The organism is Pseudomonas extremorientalis (assembly GCF_024584605.1).
Taxonomy (GTDB): Bacteria; Pseudomonadota; Gammaproteobacteria; order Pseudomonadales; family Pseudomonadaceae; genus Aquipseudomonas; species Aquipseudomonas extremorientalis.
The window spans coordinates 5765535-5780874 of sequence record NZ_CP089519.1 but is presented as its reverse complement, the minus strand read 5'-3'; the positions used below and the strand labels follow the sequence as shown (position 1 = coordinate 5780874).

Below are 15340 nucleotides of genomic sequence, written 5' to 3'. Positions count from 1 at the left end.
AGGATACCGCCTGTGCCTGACCAATGGAGGCTTTGCTGTTTCAGAGATGAACGACAGCCAGGTCCAGGCGCCCGTAGTCGTTGTCGTTGTGATCGCTGCGCGGTGGCACATGGTGGGTCTTCATCACCTGATCGCCTTGCAGGGTTTCCAGGTGAATATCGAAGCCCCACAGCCGATGCAGGTGCTTGAGTACTTCCTCGGTGGATTCTCCCAAAGGTTTGCGATCGTGCTGCTGGTGCCGCAGGGTCAGCGAGCGGTCGCCGCGCACGTCGATACTGTAGATCTGCACGTTGGGCTCGCGGTTGCCCAGGTTGTACTGCGCCGCCAGGGTTTCACGGATGGTGCGATAGCCAGGCTCGTCGTGGATGGCCGGCACCACCAGGTCATCCTTGAGGTCGTCGTCGAGGATGCTGAACAGCTTGAGGTCGCGGATCACCTGAGGTGACAGGTACTGCAGGATAAAACTCTCGTCCTTGAAGCTGCTCATGGCGAACTTGATGGTGGAGAGCCAGTCGCTGCCGGCGATTTCCGGGAACCAGCGGCGGTCTTCTTCGGTGGGGTGCTCGCACATGCGGCGGATATCGCGGTACATCGCAAAGCCCAGCGCATAAGGGTTGATGCCATTGTAGTAAGGGCTGTCGAAGCCGGGTTGGAAGACCACGCTGGTGTGGGAGGTGAGGAATTCCATCATGAAGCCGTCGGTGACCAGGCCTTCGTCGTACAGGTCATTCATCAGTGTGTAGTGCCAGAACGTGGCCCAGCCTTCGTTCATCACCTGGGTCTGGCGCTGTGGATAAAAATACTGCGCGATCTTGCGCACGATCCGCACGATTTCCCGCTGCCAGGGCTCCAGCAACGGTGCGTGTTTTTCCAGGAAATAGAGGATGTTTTCCTGAGGTTCGGCGGGGAAGCGTGCGTTGTCCTTGTCGCTGTTCTTGCCTGTTTTTTTAGGAATGGTGCGCCACAGGTCATTGATCTGCTTCTGCAGGTGTTCTTCGCGCTCCTTCTGGCGCAGGCGTTCTTCCTCGGCGGAAATCGGGTAGGGACGCTTGTAGCGGTCGACACCGTAGTTCATCAGCGCGTGGCAGGAGTCGAGCAGGTCCTCTACCGCATCGATGCCGTGGCGCTCCTCGCACTGCATGATGTACTGCTTGGCAAACACCAGGTAATCGATGATCGAACTGGCGTCGGTCCAGGTGCGGAACAGGTAGTTGCCCTTGAAGAAGCTGTTATGCCCGTAGCAGGCGTGGGCCACCACCAGTGCCTGCATGCAGATGGTGTTTTCTTCCATCAGGTAGGCGATGCACGGGTCAGAGTTGATCACGATCTCGTAGGCCAGGCCCATCTGGCCGCGGGTGTAGGACTTTTCGGTGCTGAGGAAGTGCTTGCCGTAGGACCAGTGGTGATAGCCCAGCGGCATGCCCACCGAGGCGTAGGCATCCATCATCTGTTCGGCGGTAATCACTTCGATCTGGTTGGGGTAGGTGTCCAGGGCATACCCCGCGGCGATGCGGCTGATTTCCCGGTCATAAGCCTGGATCAGTTCAAAGGTCCACTCTGACCCCGTGGAGATGGGTTGGCGTTTTTGCTCTTTTTTGGCGGTCATGTCACTAACCTGCGCTGGAAGAGTTCACGGAAGACCGGGTAGATATCGCCGGCCGAGACCAGTTGCTGCTGGGCGAACGTGTCGGCGAAGGCTTCGCCGATGCGCTCGTATTCGAACCACAGCGCCTGGTGCTCACGGGGGGTAATTTCGACATACGTGTAGTACTGCACGAACGGCATGATCTGGTTGATCAGGATGTCGCGGCAGATGGGTGAGTCGTCGTTCCAGTTGTCACCGTCCGAGGCTTGCGCGGCGTAGATGTTCCACTCATTGGCCGGGTAGCGCTCGGCCATGATCTCCTGCATCAGCTTCAAGGCGCTGGAGACGATGGTGCCGCCGGTTTCCCGTGAATAAAAGAACTCCTCTTCGTCGACTTCCCGGGCGCTGGTGTGATGGCGGATAAATACCACGTCGATCTTGTCGTAGTTCCGCTTGAGGAACAGATACAGCAGGATGAAGAAGCGCTTGGCGATGTCCTTGGTGGCCTGGGTCATGGAGCCGGACACGTCCATCAGGCAGAACATCACGGCTTTGGAGCTGGGGTTGGGTTGCTTGACCAGCAGGTTGTATTTCAAGTCAAAGGTATCGAGGAACGGCACGCGGTGAATGCGCGCGCTGAGCTTCTCGATTTCTGCCTCTATTTGCTGGATATCGCCGAAGTTGTCCGGTTCTTCACGCTTCAAGCGCGCCAACTCTGCCTTGGCCTCCTTCAGTTTGGCGCGGCTGCTGCCCGACAGTGCGATACGCCGGGCATGGGCCGAGCGCAGGGTACGGATGATGTTGATGCGCGAGGGGTTGCCCTCGTTGCTGATACCCGCGCGTACGGTCTTGAAGGTGTCGGTGCCGGTCAGGTTGCGCTTGACCAGGTTGGGCAGTTCCAGGTCCTCGAACATGAATTCGAGGAATTCTTCCTGGGTGATCTGGAACACGAACTCGTCCATGCCTTCGCCGGAGTTGCCCGCCTTGCCCGGACCTTTGCCGCCGCCACCCCCTTGGGGACGCTGGATATGCTCGCCGGTGGTGAACTCCTTGTTGCCGGGGTGCACGACGGTCTGTTTACCGCCCCGGCCGTGGTGCAGTACCGGTTCGTCAATGTCCCGTCCGGGAATGCTGATTTGTTCGCCATGCTCCATGTCCGTGATGGAGCGGCGACTGACGGCCTCTTCTACGGCCTTTTTGATGTGGTCACGGTAACGCCGCAGGAAACGCTGGCGGTTTACCGTGCTCTTGTTCTTGCCATTGAGGCGTCGGTCGATCACATAGCTCATGGGGAGCCCTCCGGGCAGCTTCACGTTACAAGCTTCAAGCGGCGAGCTGGAAGCTTAGAGACAAGCGGTCGGCTGCCAGGCCAGAAGCCCGGCAGCGCACGCCTGTCGCTGCCTTACTGCGATTTGCGCACCCGCAGGTACCACTCGGACAGCAGCCGTACCTGTTTGTCGGTGTAGCCGCGCTCGACCATTCGTGTGACGAAGTCGTTGTGTTTTTGCTGATCCTCCTTGCTGGCCTTGGCGTTGAAGCTGATGACCGGCAGCAAGTCCTCGGTGTTGGAGAACATTTTCTTCTCGATGACCACCCGCAGCTTCTCGTAGCTGAGCCAGGTCGGGTTCTTGCCATTGTTGTTGGCGCGGGCGCGCAGCACGAAGTTGACGATTTCGTTGCGGAAATCCTTCGGATTGCTGATGCCGGCGGGTTTTTCGATCTTTTCCAGTTCCTCGTTGAGGGCGACCCGGTTGAGGATCTCGCCGGTTTCCGGGTCGCGGTATTCCTGGTCCTGGATCCAGAAGTCGGCGTACAGCACGTAGCGGTCGAAGATGTTCTGGCCGTACTCGCTGTAGGACTCCAGGTACGCAGTCTGGATTTCCTTGCCGATGAACTCGATGTAGCGCGGCGCCAGGTATTCCTTGAGGAAGCGCAGATAGCGTTCGCGGGTTTCCGCCTGGAATTGCTCCTGTTCGATCTGCTGTTCCAGCACATAGAGCAAGTGCACTGGGTTGGCGGCAATTTCGTGGGGGTCGAAGTTGAAGACCTTGGACAGGATCTTGAACGCAAAGCGCGTCGACAGGCCGTTCATGCCCTCATCCACACCGGCCGTGTCGCGATACTCCTGTATCGACTTGGCCTTGGGGTCGGTGTCCTTGAGGTTTTCGCCGTCGTACACGCGCATCTTCGAGTAAATATTCGAGTTTTCCGGCTCCTTGAGGCGTGACAGCACGGTGAACTGGGCAAGCATCTTCAAGGTGTCGGGTGCGCAATGCGCCTTGGACAGGGAACTGTTGAACAGCAGCTTGTCGTAGATCTTGATTTCATCGCTGACCCGCAGGCAGTAAGGCACCTTGACGATATAGATCCGGTCGATGAAGGCTTCGTTGTTCTTGTTGTTGCGGAAGGTGTGCCACTCCGATTCGTTGGAGTGGGCCAGCAGGATCCCGGTAAACGGAATCGCACCGAGGCCTTCGGTACTGTTGTAGTTGCCTTCCTGGGTGGCGGTAAGCAGTGGGTGCAGCACCTTGATCGGTGCCTTGAACATCTCCACGAACTCCATCAGGCCCTGGTTGGCCCGGCACAATGCGCCAGAATAGCTGTAGGCGTCGGCGTCGTTCTGCGGGAATTCCTCGAGTTTGCGGATATCGACCTTACCCACGAGGGCCGAGATGTCCTGGTTGTTCTCATCGCCCGGTTCGGTCTTGGCCACGCCGATCTGATTGAGGATGGACGGGTAGAGCTTGACCACGCGGAACTGGCTGATGTCACCGCCGAACTCGGCCAGGCGCTTGGTGGCCCAGGGCGACATGATGGTGTTGAGGTAGCGGCGCGGGATGCCGAAGTCTTCTTCGAGGATCGCGCCATCTTCCGTGGCGTTGAACAGGCCCAGGGGCGACTCGAAGACCGGCGAGCCCTTGATGGCGTAGAAGGGCACCTTCTCGATCAGTTGTTTGAGCTTCTCGGCCAGGGACGACTTGCCGCCGCCGACGGGGCCGAGCAAGTAGAGGATCTGTTTCTTCTCTTCCAGGCCTTGGGCGGCATGGCGGAAGTAGGAGACGATCTGGTCGATGCATTCTTCCATCCCATGGAAGTCTTCAAAGGCCGGGTAGCGACGGATCACCTTGTTGGAGAATATTCGCGACAGCCGCGAATTGTTCGAGGTGTCTATCAGTTGCGGCTCGCCTATCGCCAGCAGCAAACGTTCGGCGGCAGACGCATAGGTGCTGCGATCCTGTTTGCACAGCTCGAGATACTCTTGCAGCGTGAGTTCTTCCTGCTGTGTGGATTCGAAGCGGTTTTTGAAGTGGCTAAAAATACTCATGACGTCGTCACCTCGCTCGATACGTGGAGCCGACGCCGGATCAATCAGTCGATGCTGGCAGACATTGGCAGACGCCAATGGCTGTTTTCCCCCCAGAACACCCTGAAACGCTACCGATGACCCGCACGCCGGTGTACCGGCTCTCCCCTGATTCGGATGGCCTGCGCTTAAGGATAGTTCGGAATCGGAGAGGTCAAGGCGCGATACGCAATTAGTTTGGCTGCGCCGTTCGTCAGAAACGGCGCAAGCCCAAGCGTCACGCGGGGTAGCGGGGTGTGAAAAAAATTATTGCGAATCGCCCGAGGAAATTTCCGCAGGATAGGTCGTACGCCACAGCTCAAAGCCGCCGTCCAGGCTGTAGACGTCGGAGAAGCCCTGGCTGATCAGGTAGGCCGCCGCGCTCTGGCTGGAGTTGCCGTGGTAGCAGGCCACGATTACCGGTGCGTCAAGGTCTGCGGCGCGGATGAAGTCGGCGATGTTGACGTTGTCCAGGTGCCTGGCACCGGTGATGTGCGCGGCGTTGTAGGTCGGCTGGTCGCGGATATCGACCACCACGGCACCTTGCTCGCGCAGGGCCTGGGCTTGTTCGGGAGGGATACGTTTGAATTCGCTCATGGATGGCTCCTAGGGCCTGGCGGTAGCCGGCAATGTAACGGGCGGGGGGGATTCGCACTGGCAGCTATAACGCTCGCCGGTGTCGACGTTCATCAGCGTCATGGCGCCGCCCCACACGCAACCGGTGTCGAGGGCGAATACGCCAGGCTCATCGCACTTGCCTTCAAGTGCAGCCCAGTGACCGAAAATGATCCTGGTGTCACGGGTCTTGCGTTCTTTGTGGGCGAACCAAGGCTTATAGCCGGGAAGCGCGGTGTCGGCGCCTTCCTTGCTCTTGAGGTCCAGCTTGCCCTCGGCGGTGCAGAAGCGCATGCGCGTGAAGTAGTTGGTGATAACTCGCAGGCGTGCGACGCCGGTCAGGTCGTTGTCCCACTTCACCGGCTCGTTGCCGTACATCCCGTCGAGGTAGGCGGTGTACAGATTGTCATCGGCCAGGGCGCTCTCGACTTCAGCGGCGCACTTGAGTGCTTTCTTCAATGACCATTGGGGCGGGATGCCTGCATGGACCAGGGCTACGTTACGGCCTTCGTCGTAATGCATGATTTTCTGGCGGCGCAACCAGTCGAGCAACGCGGCGCGATCGGGCGCTTCGAGGATTTCCCGCAAGGTATCGCCCTTTTTCAGGCGCTCGATGTTGTTGCCGGCCGCCAGCAGGTGCAGGTCGTGGTTGCCCAATACGCACACCAGGGAATCGCGCAGGCTATATAAGTAGCGCAGCGTCTCCAGGGACTGCGGGCCGCGATTGACCAGGTCACCGACCAACCACAGGCGGTCACTTGCCGGATCGAAGGCTACGCGCTCAAGCAGGCACTTGAGCGGCTCCAGGCAACCTTGCAGGTCGCCGACCGCATACGTCGTCATCAGTGCAGGGCTCCCGGCACGGCAAGACGGAACGGCGCGATGATGGCGTCGAACAGTTGGCCGTCGGTGGCCTTCATTTGATACGAGCCTTGCATGGTGCCGACCTTGGAGGTCATCACCGTGCCGCTGCTGTAGGTGTGGCTGGCGCCGCTTTCGATCAGTGGCTGCTGGCCGACCACGCCTGCGCCGCGCACTTCTTCGACCTGGCCGTCACCGTCGGTGATCACCCAGTGGCGTGACAGCAACTTGGCCGGTACCAGCCCGTTGTTTTTCACCGTGATGGTGTAGGCAAAGGCGAAGCGGTTCTGTTCAGGTTGCGATTGGTCCGCCAGGAAGCGGGTGACGACGCTGACGTCGATCTGGTAGCGAGGATCGGACATGCAAGAGGCCTTAAAAGCAGAGGACAGCAGATGCGGGTCAGTCTAGGCCAAGAGGTGGGCACTAGGCCAGACATGCTGTCTGGCCTATCCCCGGGATGCTCTATTGCGCTGCGGGCGCAGGCTGGATGGCCAACTGGTCGGCCAGGCGTACGAACGCGGCCAGGTCCAGTTGCTCGGGACGCAGGCTGCCATCGACGCCGGCAGCTTCGATCTCGGCATTGCTCAGCAAGGCCTTGAGCGTGTTGCGCAGGGTCTTGCGGCGCTGGTTGAACGCTTCGCGTACGACGCGTTCCAGCAGGCGATGGTCCTTGGCCGGGTGCGGCAGTACCGCGTGGGGCACCAGGCGCACAATCGCCGAATCGACCTTCGGCGGCGGGTTGAAGGCACCCGGACCGACGTTGAACAGGTGTTCGACGCGGCAGTGGTACTGAACCATGATCGACAGGCGACCCCAATCACCACCGCCAGGGCCTGCCGCGAGTCGTTCGACCACTTCCTTTTGCAGCATGAAGTGCATGTCGCGGATGATCCCGGCGTTGTTCAGCAGGTGGAAAATCAGCGGCGTGGAGATGTTGTACGGCAGGTTACCCACCACGCGCAGGCTGTTGGGCGCGGCATTGAGGGTGTTGAAGTCGAACTTCAGCGCATCACCCTGATGCAGGTTGAAGTTGGGCTTGCCGGCGAACTGTTGGTTGAGAATCGGGATCAGGTCCTTGTCCAGCTCCACCACATCCAGTTGGCCGCCGCTGGCCAGCAGGCCTTGGGTCAGCGCGCCCTGGCCTGGGCCGATTTCCAGCAGACGGTCTTCGGGCTTGGCATGGATGGAGCGCAGGATGCGGTCGATCACCCCAGCGTCGTGCAGGAAGTTTTGCCCGAAGCGCTTGCGCGCCCGGTGTTGGTAATGCTCAGTCATATACGGGTCTCGGCCATCTGATAGGCGGTTTCCAGGGCCACGTGCAGGCTACCGGTATCGATCCTGCCGCTGCCCGCCAGGTCCAGGGCGGTGCCATGGTCGACGGAGGTGCGGATGATCGGCAAGCCCAATGTCACGTTGACGGCGGCGCCGAAGCCTTTGTATTTAAGCACCGGCAGTCCCTGGTCGTGGTACATCGCCAGCACTGCATCGCAGTGCTCCAGATATTTGGGGGTAAACAGAGTGTCTGCAGGCAGCGGGCCGCGCAGGTCCATGCCTTCTTGGCGCAGACGCTCCAGAGTGGGTTCGATGATGTCGATTTCTTCGTGGCCCAAGTGGCCGCCTTCACCGGCGTGGGGGTTAAGCCCACAGACCAGGATGCGCGGTTGGGCGATGCCGAACTTCTGTTGCAGGTCGGCGTGCAGGATGCGTGTCACGCGCTCCAGTCGCTCGACGGTGATGGCATCGGCAATGTCGCGCAGTGGCAGGTGCGTGGTCACCAGGGCGACCCGCAGGCCGCGCGTGGCCAGCATCATCACCACTTGCTCAGTGTGGGTCAGTTCGGCAAGGAATTCGGTGTGGCCGGAAAAGGCGATGCCGGATTCGTTGATCACGCCCTTGTGCACGGGTGCGGTGATCATGCCGGCGAAGTCGCCGTCGATGCAGCCTTGCCCGGCGCGGGTCAGGGTTTCGAGTACGAACACCGCGTTGGCCTTGTCCAGTTGCCCGGCGACGACTTTGGCCTGCAGTGGGGTGTCCCACACATACAGGCTGCCGGCGGGGGAGGGCAGGTCCGGCCAGTTGCCCGGTGCCACGTCAAGCAAAGTGACTGCCACACCCAGTTGCGCGGCCCGCTCAAGGAGCAGGTCACGGCTGGTAATGGCGATCAGGGGGTGTGGCTGGGGTTGCGAGGCGAGCAGCAGGCACAGGTCAGGACCAATGCCGGCCGGCTCGCCGGGTGTCACCGCGAAACGCTGGGGTTTCACTGCTCGGTGCCTGCCGGGGCGCCTGGTAGCTTGATTTCAACGTAGGCTTCGTCACGGATCTGACGCAGCCAGGTCTGCAGTTCTTCATCGTATTTGCGGTTACGCAGTACGTTCAGCGCTTGTTGCTCGCGGGCCTGGCTGGTGTTGTCGGTGGCGCGACGGCCAAGGACTTCCAGCACATGCCAGCCATATTGGGTCTTGAACGGCTTGGACAACACGCCCTGCGGCGTATCGGCCATCACCTGCTGGAACTCCGGCACCAGGGCTTTCGGGTCGATCCAGTTCAGGTCGCCGCCGTTGAGGGCTGAGCCCGGGTCTTCCGAGAAACTCTTGGCCAGGGTGGCGAAGTCTTCACCGCTTTCGATGCGGTCGTAGATCTTCTGGGCCAGTTCCTTGGTTTGCGCTTCGGTGCGGATTTCGCTTGGTTTGACCAGGATATGACGAACATGCACTTCGTCTTTAAGCGAGGTCTCGCCACCGCGACGCTCCAGCAACTTCAGGATGATGAAACCACCTGGGGTGCGTGCTGGATTGGTGATATCACCCACGGCCATGGCGCTCAGTTCACGGTCGAACGGAGGTGGCAACTGAGCGGCTTTACGCCAGCCCATGTCGCCGCCCTCGAGGGCGTTGTCGCTACCGGATTGGGCAATGGCCATCTGGGCGAAATCAGCACCGGCCTTGAGGCGATCATAGATAGCCTGGGTCTTGGCGGCGGCGGCATTGAGCTGCTCGGAGTTGGCGCTGTCCGGTGTCGGGATCAGGATATTGGCCAGGTGCAGTTCTTCGGAGAGTTGCATCTTGCCAAGGTCCGATGCCAGGAAGTTCTTCACTTCCTGCTCGGACACCTGGACCCGCTCGGCAACACGGCGCTGACGCACACGGCTGATGATCATTTCACGACGGATCTGGTCACGGGCGTCTTCATACGAAAGGCCATCGTGGGCCAGCGCCGCGCGGAATTGATCGATACTCATGTTGTTGCGCTGGGCAATGGTGCCAACGGCCTGGTTCAGTTCTTCGTCCGAAATACGGATGCCGGAACGATCGCCGATCTGCAGTTGCAGGTTCTCGACGATCAGGCGTTCCAGTACCTGCTGGTCCAGGACACTGGTCGGCGGCACACCACCGCCACGCTTGGCGATGGTTTGCTGGACTTCCTTGACGCGCTGGTCCAGTTGGCTCTGCATGATCACGTCGTTATCGACGATGGCCACGACCTTATCCAGTTCTTGAACCGCAGCGTGCACAGATGCGGCACCCAGGAACAGCGCGCCCAGCACTAGCGGGCGCAGACAATCAGAAAGCTTGGTCTTCACGTTCACGATAACCTTCAATGCCTTTGTCGAGGAAGCTCTCTACCTTGGCGCCGGTCAGGCCGCCGAGTCCTTTGAGGACGATCTGGAAGAAGAGCCCGTGGTCACCCTTTTCGTTAAGCGGGGCGATCTGGCTGTATTCGTCGTTATCCACCCAATAACGGTTGATGACACGCAGTTTCCAGCAGCAGTTGTCGTACTCGAAACCACCGAAGGCTTCCAGGGTACGGTTGCGGGCATAGTCATACTGCCAGCGGGAGATCAGGTTCCACTGGGGAATGATCGGCCACATGATTGAGAAGTCGTGTTGCTGGATCTTGTAGTAATCCTTCACGAAGTTCGGATCACCTGGCTGCCCGTAGTCGCCGCCGAACTGCCATTTGCCGGTCAACTGGTTGTAGACGACCTGGTCGTTACGATAGCGATAACCGACGTTGATGATCTTGTTCGGGTTGTCTTCCGGCTGGTAGTGCAGCATCGCGCTACCGGAACGAGGGCTGTGTTCCTCTGTGTCCCAGTTGTAGTCGGCAGTGGCACGCCAGTCACGGTTGAAGCGGAATTCGTACTCCAAGGCGATGGGCGACACATCGGACTGTGCATCGGCGCGGTCAGCCGCCAGTACGCCCGGCAATTGAACTTCGCGGTCCTTAAAGTAAACGGCCTGGCCGACGCTGACACGTTGACGCTCGAAGCCGTTCTCTTCGATCCAGCGACTGGTTACACCCAGAGACAACTTGTTCTCGTCACCGATGCGGTCCGAGCCACTGAAACGGTTGTCCCGGAACAGGGACGCATAGCTGAACGAGTATTCGCTGGTGTCGAAGACCGGAATATCACTCTGGTCTTTATTCGGCACATACAGGTAGAACGCGCGCGGTTCGAGGGTCTGGCGATAGCCTTTGCCGAACCAGTTGGTGTCGCGATCAAAGAACAGGCCGCTATCGACGCTGGCAATCGGGACGGCGCGATCTTGGGAACTCTTGAACTCATCTCCCGCAGCCAGCGAGTTCTTACCGATGGTGTCGAGGTCGAGATCGTACTTGGTGTAAACATATTTGAGCTTCGGAGTGATGAAGCCATATGTCCAGTTAAGCGGCAGTTCAACGCTCGGCGCCAGGTTCAGGCGAGTACCGTTGGCACGGGTCAGGCCTCTGACGTTGGTGTCCAGACGAGGAGTGGTGGTGACCCCGTCCTTGTCAGTGAAAGTGCCGTTTTCAAGGTCACGATCAAAGCGTACGGCTTCCGTCTCGTAGGCAAATCTCAATCCGCCAGGATTGTAGGGCAGCGCGCCATTGAAGGTGATCTGCGGCAGGCGGTCATACGGCGTGATCTGCGAAATCGTTGCCAGTTGATAGGCCTGGACGTTCAAACGGGCCTGATAGGAATCACCGCGATAGGTGACCGAACCCTGTTGATTGAGGAAGTCCCGAGACTCCACGCCGATCTGGTTGCTCTTCAAGTCTTGGAAGTAATAAGGATCGCTGATCTTGGTGTAGTCAACTTGAGTGGCTACACGCGAATCCAACCCGCCCTGATGCTGCCAGTTGAGCATATACCGAGTCTTTTCGTAGTCGGTCTGCTTCTTGCGCTCGTCGCTGTCATCGTTCAGGTACGCCCCGCCGAACTGGCCTTCACTGGACTTGGTGAGGTAGCGGAATTCGCCTTCCATCAACAGGCCGCGCTTGGTCATGTATTGCGGGTACAACGTGGCGTCATAGTTCGGCGCCAGGTTGAAGTAGTACGGCGTGTTCAACGTAAAGCCAGTCTCGCTGCCTGTGCTGAAGCTTGGCGGCAGGAAGCCGGATTGACGACGATCGTCGATCGGGAAATAGATATAAGGGGTGTACAGGATCGGGATGTTCTTGATCCGCAACGTCGCGTTGGTGGCCGTACCGAAACCGGTGGCCGGGTTCAACGTGATGTTGTTGCCCTTGAGCTGCCAGGCGTTGCTGTCTGGCTCGCAGGTGGTGTACGTACCGTCCTTGAGACGGATGATCGCGTTCTCGGCACGCTTGGCGTACAGCGCGTTACCGCGGATACGCGATTTGTGCATCACATATTCGGCGTTGTCGATCTGGGCGGCGCCAGTGTCCAGCTGGACTTCGGCGTGATCGCCGACGATCAATGCGCCGTTGTCGCGTAAACGAACGTTGCCGTTCAGCTCGCCACGGTTCTCGGCCTGGTACAGGCTGGCTTCCTCGGATTCCAGTTGCATGCTGCCCTGGCGCATGACGACGTCACCGGCCAGGGTTGCCACCTGTTGTTCCTGCTCGTAACGAGAGGCCTTGGCACCGATGAAGGTGGGCGCATCGCTCTTGTTCGTCTTGTCGTTCATGCCAGGACGCGTCGGCTCGATGTACGCACCGCCGCAGTAAGGGCCGGTTTCGGCCAACTGTGCTGCGGTCAGCTTGTCGCGGGGCACCCAGTCCAGGTGGCTGTAGTCGGCGCTGCGCGAACGCAGGCCACGGCCCTTGGCCTCGGTGACCAGAGCGGTCTTGGGCTCGGCCTCGGCGTTGCCGCCAGCATCGGCCTGCGCCGTGCTGTTGGCGGAGCTGACGGCTGCACCGTCATGCACCGGGCGTGGTGGTAGTGGGGTTGCGGCGGTTTTTGGCGCGCAATCCCAGGCACCCGAAGCAGAGACTGAGCAGTCATACTGTTCCGCGGCGACCACGAATGAAGTGGCGAAGGGTTGCAGGGCCAGCAGACTGCCGGTTACCAGCAACGGAAATTTTCTACGAAACGCGGGGGATTTCAATGCCATCTTATTAGTCCGGGCTTCCTGCGTGCCATCTGCCCGCGGTTTGGGCCGCACGCCTCTCGATGGTCTGAAAAAGATGCGTGATAATAAAGCATGCCCCGCTTGACGGCTAGCGCCGTCGGAGACCCTTGTAATGCCCGAGCAAGATCTACGTTTACAACAGCTGGAAGCCTGGCTGGAAGAGCAGTTGCCGATCCTTTTCAACACTCAAGGCTGGGGCGCCGTCCCCCCGGCCACATTGACCGCGGCCAGCAGCGACGCGAGTTTCAGGCGCTACTTCCGTTGGGAAGGGGGGGGCCGGACCTTTGTCGTAATGGACGCTCCACCCCCCCAGGAAAACTGCAAACCTTTCGTCGATATCGCTCATTTGCTGGCGAAGTCGGGCATAAATGTTCCAAAAATTTATGCAGAAGATTTGCCGCGAGGCTTTCTTTTGCTCAATGACCTGGGCAAAAAAACCTACCTGGACGTGATTGACGACAAAAATGCCGATCACTTGTTTGCCGATGCCATCGACGCCTTGCTGGCTTTCCAGCAGTTGCCGATGGACGCGCCGCTGCCCAGCTATGACGTCGCCTTGCTGCGCCGCGAGCTGGAATTGTTTCCCGAGTGGTACGTCCGCCGGCACCTGGGTATCGAGTTGGATACACAGCAACAAGCGCTTTGGCAGCGCGTCAGTGACCACCTGATCGACAGCGCCCTGGCGCAGCCGAACGTGCTGGTGCACCGCGACTACATGCCGCGCAACCTGATGATCAGCGAGCCGAACCCGGGCGTGCTGGATTTCCAGGATGCGGTCTACGGGCCGGTCACCTATGACATCACGTGCCTGTTCAAGGACGCGTTCCTCAGTTGGCCCAAGGCCCGCGTGCGGGACTGGCAGCGCGGCTATTGGGAGCGTGCCGCGAAACTGGGCATCCCGGTGCAGGCGGACTTCGAAGACTTCCTGCGTGCCAGCGACCTGATGGGCGTGCAGCGCCACCTCAAGGTCATCGGCATCTTCGCGCGGATCTGCCATCGCGATGGCAAGCCACGTTACCTGGCCGATGTGCCGCGCTTCTTTGCGTATATAGAAGCGGTGCTCGCCGACCGCCCGGAGCTGAGCGAACTGGGTGAATTGCTCGCCAGCCTGCGCCAGCCCGCCGAGGCAAGCGTATGAAGGCGATGATCCTGGCGGCCGGCAAAGGTGAGCGGATGCGGCCGCTCACCTTGCATACGCCCAAGCCACTGGTGCAGGCCGGTGGCAAGCGCCTGATCGAGTATCACCTGGAGGCTCTGGCCAAGGCGGGCTTCACCGATATCGTGATCAATCACGCCTGGCTCGGCCAACAGATCGAGAGTTACCTGGGGGACGGTGCACAGTTTGGCGTGCGCATCCGTTACTCAGCCGAAGGCGAACCGCTGGAAACCGGCGGCGGTATTTTCCAGGCGCTGCCGTTGCTGGGCGACGAACCGTTCCTGGTGGTCAACGGCGACATCTGGACCGATTACGACTTCACCCGGCTCAAGCAACCGCTCAAGGGCCTGGCCCATCTGGTGATGGTCGATAACCCGGCGCATCACCCTTCGGGTGGCGATTTCTACCTGGATCAGGGTTTGCTTCATGATGCGGCGGCCGGTGCCGATAACCTGACCTTCAGTGGCATTTCCGTGCTCGACCCCAGGCTGTTCGCGGGGTGCAGCGCGGGTGCCTTCAAGCTGGCGCCGCTGTTGCGGGCAGCCATGGCCAAAGGTCTGGTAACGGGGGAACACATGGCGGGACGCTGGATTGATGTCGGCACGCTGGAGCGCCTGGCGCAGGTCGAAACCCTGCTGGCAGCGGGGCAGTAGCATGCTGTGGCCAGGGACGCTGATCGGCGCGTGGGCTGGCTTTGCCATTGCCAGTATTCCGGGGGCCATGTTGGGTGCACTGTTGGGGCAGGCGCTGGACCGCCGCCTGCAACTGCACAGTTGGGCCCAATTGCGCGAGCGCCTGGGCGGGCGCCCGGCGTTGCGCAATGACGAGTTGTTGTTTGTGTTGCTGGGGCGCCTGGCCAAGAGCAATGGGCGCGTGGTGGATGGGCATATCCAGCAGGCGCGCCAGGAGATGCGTTCGTTGGACATGACCGAGTCGGCCCAGCGCCGTGCGATAGCGGCGTTCAATCGCGGCAAGTCCGGCGCTGACCGGATGCGCAGCTACCTGCGTGTGCTCAAGGCCCAGCCCCACGCCGCCGAAGGTGTCTTGCGCGCGTGCTGGCGTATGGCGTGGGCCGATGGCAAGGCGGATGACGCCGAACGCGACCTGATCGACCTGTGGGGCAAATGGCTGGGCTGGACGCCACAACAGCTCCAGGCATTGGCCGCTGACTTCAAGCCTGAGCACAGGCCATTGGTCAGTCGCGGCGTCACTTATCAGGAGGCGTTGCGCTTGCTGGGGGTGACGGCCACCACCGAGCCATCGGCAATCAAGCGTGCTTATCGCCGCCTGCTCAGTCGCCATCACCCGGACAAGATTGCCGGCACGGGTGCCAGCCCCGCGCAGGTGCGTGAGGCGACCGAGCGTACCCGTGAATTGCACAACGCCTATACGTTGATTCGCGAGCGCCGGGATTTCCGCTAGGT

Annotated in this window: 13 protein-coding genes; 3 read left to right on the top strand and 10 right to left on the bottom strand. The window is 60.2% G+C overall.

Features of this window, described 5'->3' with window-relative positions; translation table 11 throughout:
- Positions 1 to 40 precede the first annotated feature (40 nt).
- The 10 genes from LUU92_RS26275 to LUU92_RS26230 all read right to left on the bottom strand — a co-directional run bounded on the left by LUU92_RS26275 (position 41) and on the right by LUU92_RS26230 (position 12742).
- Positions 41 to 1606: a SpoVR family protein gene (locus tag LUU92_RS26275; protein ID WP_071490240.1), complete on the bottom strand. Its 1566-nt coding sequence runs from the start codon at positions 1604 to 1606 to the stop codon at positions 41 to 43.
- On the bottom strand, positions 1603 to 2874 hold the full coding sequence (locus tag LUU92_RS26270) for a YeaH/YhbH family protein (RefSeq protein WP_257102845.1): 1272 nt from the start codon (positions 2872 to 2874) through the stop codon (positions 1603 to 1605). Before LUU92_RS26270 ends, LUU92_RS26275 begins: the two co-directional genes overlap by 4 nt.
- 113 nt (positions 2875 to 2987) lie before the next feature.
- A complete protein-coding gene (locus LUU92_RS26265; RefSeq protein WP_071490239.1) occupies positions 2988 to 4910 on the bottom strand; it encodes a PrkA family serine protein kinase in 1923 nt (640 codons plus the stop codon).
- Between the two features lie 285 nt (positions 4911 to 5195).
- Positions 5196 to 5525 (bottom strand): thiosulfate sulfurtransferase GlpE, encoded by a 330-nt coding sequence (gene glpE / locus LUU92_RS26260; RefSeq protein WP_092242303.1) that lies wholly within the window; start codon positions 5523 to 5525, stop codon positions 5196 to 5198.
- A gap of 9 nt (positions 5526 to 5534) precedes the next feature.
- Entirely contained in the window at positions 5535 to 6386 is an 852-nt protein-coding gene (locus LUU92_RS26255) for a symmetrical bis(5'-nucleosyl)-tetraphosphatase (protein ID WP_222540526.1), read from the bottom strand.
- Positions 6386 to 6766: a Co2+/Mg2+ efflux facilitator ApaG/CorD gene (apaG, locus tag LUU92_RS26250; RefSeq protein WP_034109652.1), complete on the bottom strand. Its 381-nt coding sequence runs from the start codon at positions 6764 to 6766 to the stop codon at positions 6386 to 6388. The genes LUU92_RS26255 and apaG overlap by 1 nt, the downstream gene beginning before the upstream one ends.
- Before the next feature lie 100 nt (positions 6767 to 6866).
- Entirely contained in the window at positions 6867 to 7679 is an 813-nt protein-coding gene (gene rsmA, locus LUU92_RS26245; protein WP_071490236.1) for a 16S rRNA (adenine(1518)-N(6)/adenine(1519)-N(6))-dimethyltransferase RsmA, read from the bottom strand.
- The gene (pdxA, locus tag LUU92_RS26240) at positions 7676 to 8665 is read right to left on the bottom strand and encodes a 4-hydroxythreonine-4-phosphate dehydrogenase PdxA (RefSeq protein ID WP_257102844.1); all 990 of its coding nucleotides are present in this window, start codon (positions 8663 to 8665) and stop codon (positions 7676 to 7678) included. The genes rsmA and pdxA overlap by 4 nt, the downstream gene beginning before the upstream one ends.
- Positions 8662 to 9990 carry a peptidylprolyl isomerase gene (locus tag LUU92_RS26235; protein ID WP_071490234.1) on the bottom strand — a complete coding sequence of 443 codons (1329 nt, stop codon included), beginning with the start codon at positions 9988 to 9990 and terminating at the stop codon, positions 8662 to 8664. Before LUU92_RS26235 ends, pdxA begins: the two co-directional genes overlap by 4 nt.
- Positions 9965 to 12742 (bottom strand): LPS-assembly protein LptD, encoded by a 2778-nt coding sequence (locus LUU92_RS26230; RefSeq protein ID WP_257102843.1) that lies wholly within the window; start codon positions 12740 to 12742, stop codon positions 9965 to 9967. Before LUU92_RS26230 ends, LUU92_RS26235 begins: the two co-directional genes overlap by 26 nt.
- A gap of 130 nt (positions 12743 to 12872) precedes the next feature.
- On the opposite strand from LUU92_RS26230, the gene LUU92_RS26225 reads away from it, so the two are divergent.
- Genes LUU92_RS26225 through LUU92_RS26215 form a run of 3 tightly spaced genes read left to right on the top strand, consistent with a single transcriptional unit; the run spans position 12873 to position 15338 of the window.
- Positions 12873 to 13898, top strand: a complete 1026-nt coding sequence (locus LUU92_RS26225) for an aminoglycoside phosphotransferase family protein (protein WP_071490232.1) — start codon at positions 12873 to 12875, stop codon at positions 13896 to 13898.
- A complete protein-coding gene (gene murU, locus LUU92_RS26220) occupies positions 13895 to 14569 on the top strand; it encodes an N-acetylmuramate alpha-1-phosphate uridylyltransferase MurU (protein ID WP_071490231.1) in 675 nt (224 codons plus the stop codon). Before LUU92_RS26225 ends, murU begins: the two co-directional genes overlap by 4 nt.
- A gap of 1 nt (position 14570) precedes the next feature.
- Positions 14571 to 15338, top strand: a complete 768-nt coding sequence (locus tag LUU92_RS26215) for a TerB family tellurite resistance protein (RefSeq protein WP_257102842.1) — start codon at positions 14571 to 14573, stop codon at positions 15336 to 15338.
- Positions 15339 to 15340: the final 2 nt, after the last annotated feature.

Coding starts and splice junctions, on each gene's coding strand:
- LUU92_RS26275 (WP_071490240.1), bottom strand. CDS start 1,606: ATGACCGCCAAAAAAGAGCAAAAACGCCAACCCATCTCCACGGGGTCA.
- LUU92_RS26270 (WP_257102845.1), bottom strand. CDS start 2,874: ATGAGCTATGTGATCGACCGACGCCTCAATGGCAAGAACAAGAGCACG.
- LUU92_RS26265 (WP_071490239.1), bottom strand. CDS start 4,910: ATGAGTATTTTTAGCCACTTCAAAAACCGCTTCGAATCCACACAGCAG.
- glpE (WP_092242303.1), bottom strand. CDS start 5,525: ATGAGCGAATTCAAACGTATCCCTCCCGAACAAGCCCAGGCCCTGCGC.
- LUU92_RS26255 (WP_222540526.1), bottom strand. CDS start 6,386: ATGACGACGTATGCGGTCGGCGACCTGCAAGGTTGCCTGGAGCCGCTC.
- apaG (WP_034109652.1), bottom strand. CDS start 6,766: ATGTCCGATCCTCGCTACCAGATCGACGTCAGCGTCGTCACCCGCTTC.
- rsmA (WP_071490236.1), bottom strand. CDS start 7,679: ATGACTGAGCATTACCAACACCGGGCGCGCAAGCGCTTCGGGCAAAAC.
- LUU92_RS26230 (WP_257102843.1), bottom strand. CDS start 12,742: ATGGCATTGAAATCCCCCGCGTTTCGTAGAAAATTTCCGTTGCTGGTA.
- LUU92_RS26225 (WP_071490232.1), top strand. CDS start 12,873: ATGCCCGAGCAAGATCTACGTTTACAACAGCTGGAAGCCTGGCTGGAA.
- murU (WP_071490231.1), top strand. CDS start 13,895: ATGAAGGCGATGATCCTGGCGGCCGGCAAAGGTGAGCGGATGCGGCCG.
- LUU92_RS26215 (WP_257102842.1), top strand. CDS start 14,571: ATGCTGTGGCCAGGGACGCTGATCGGCGCGTGGGCTGGCTTTGCCATT.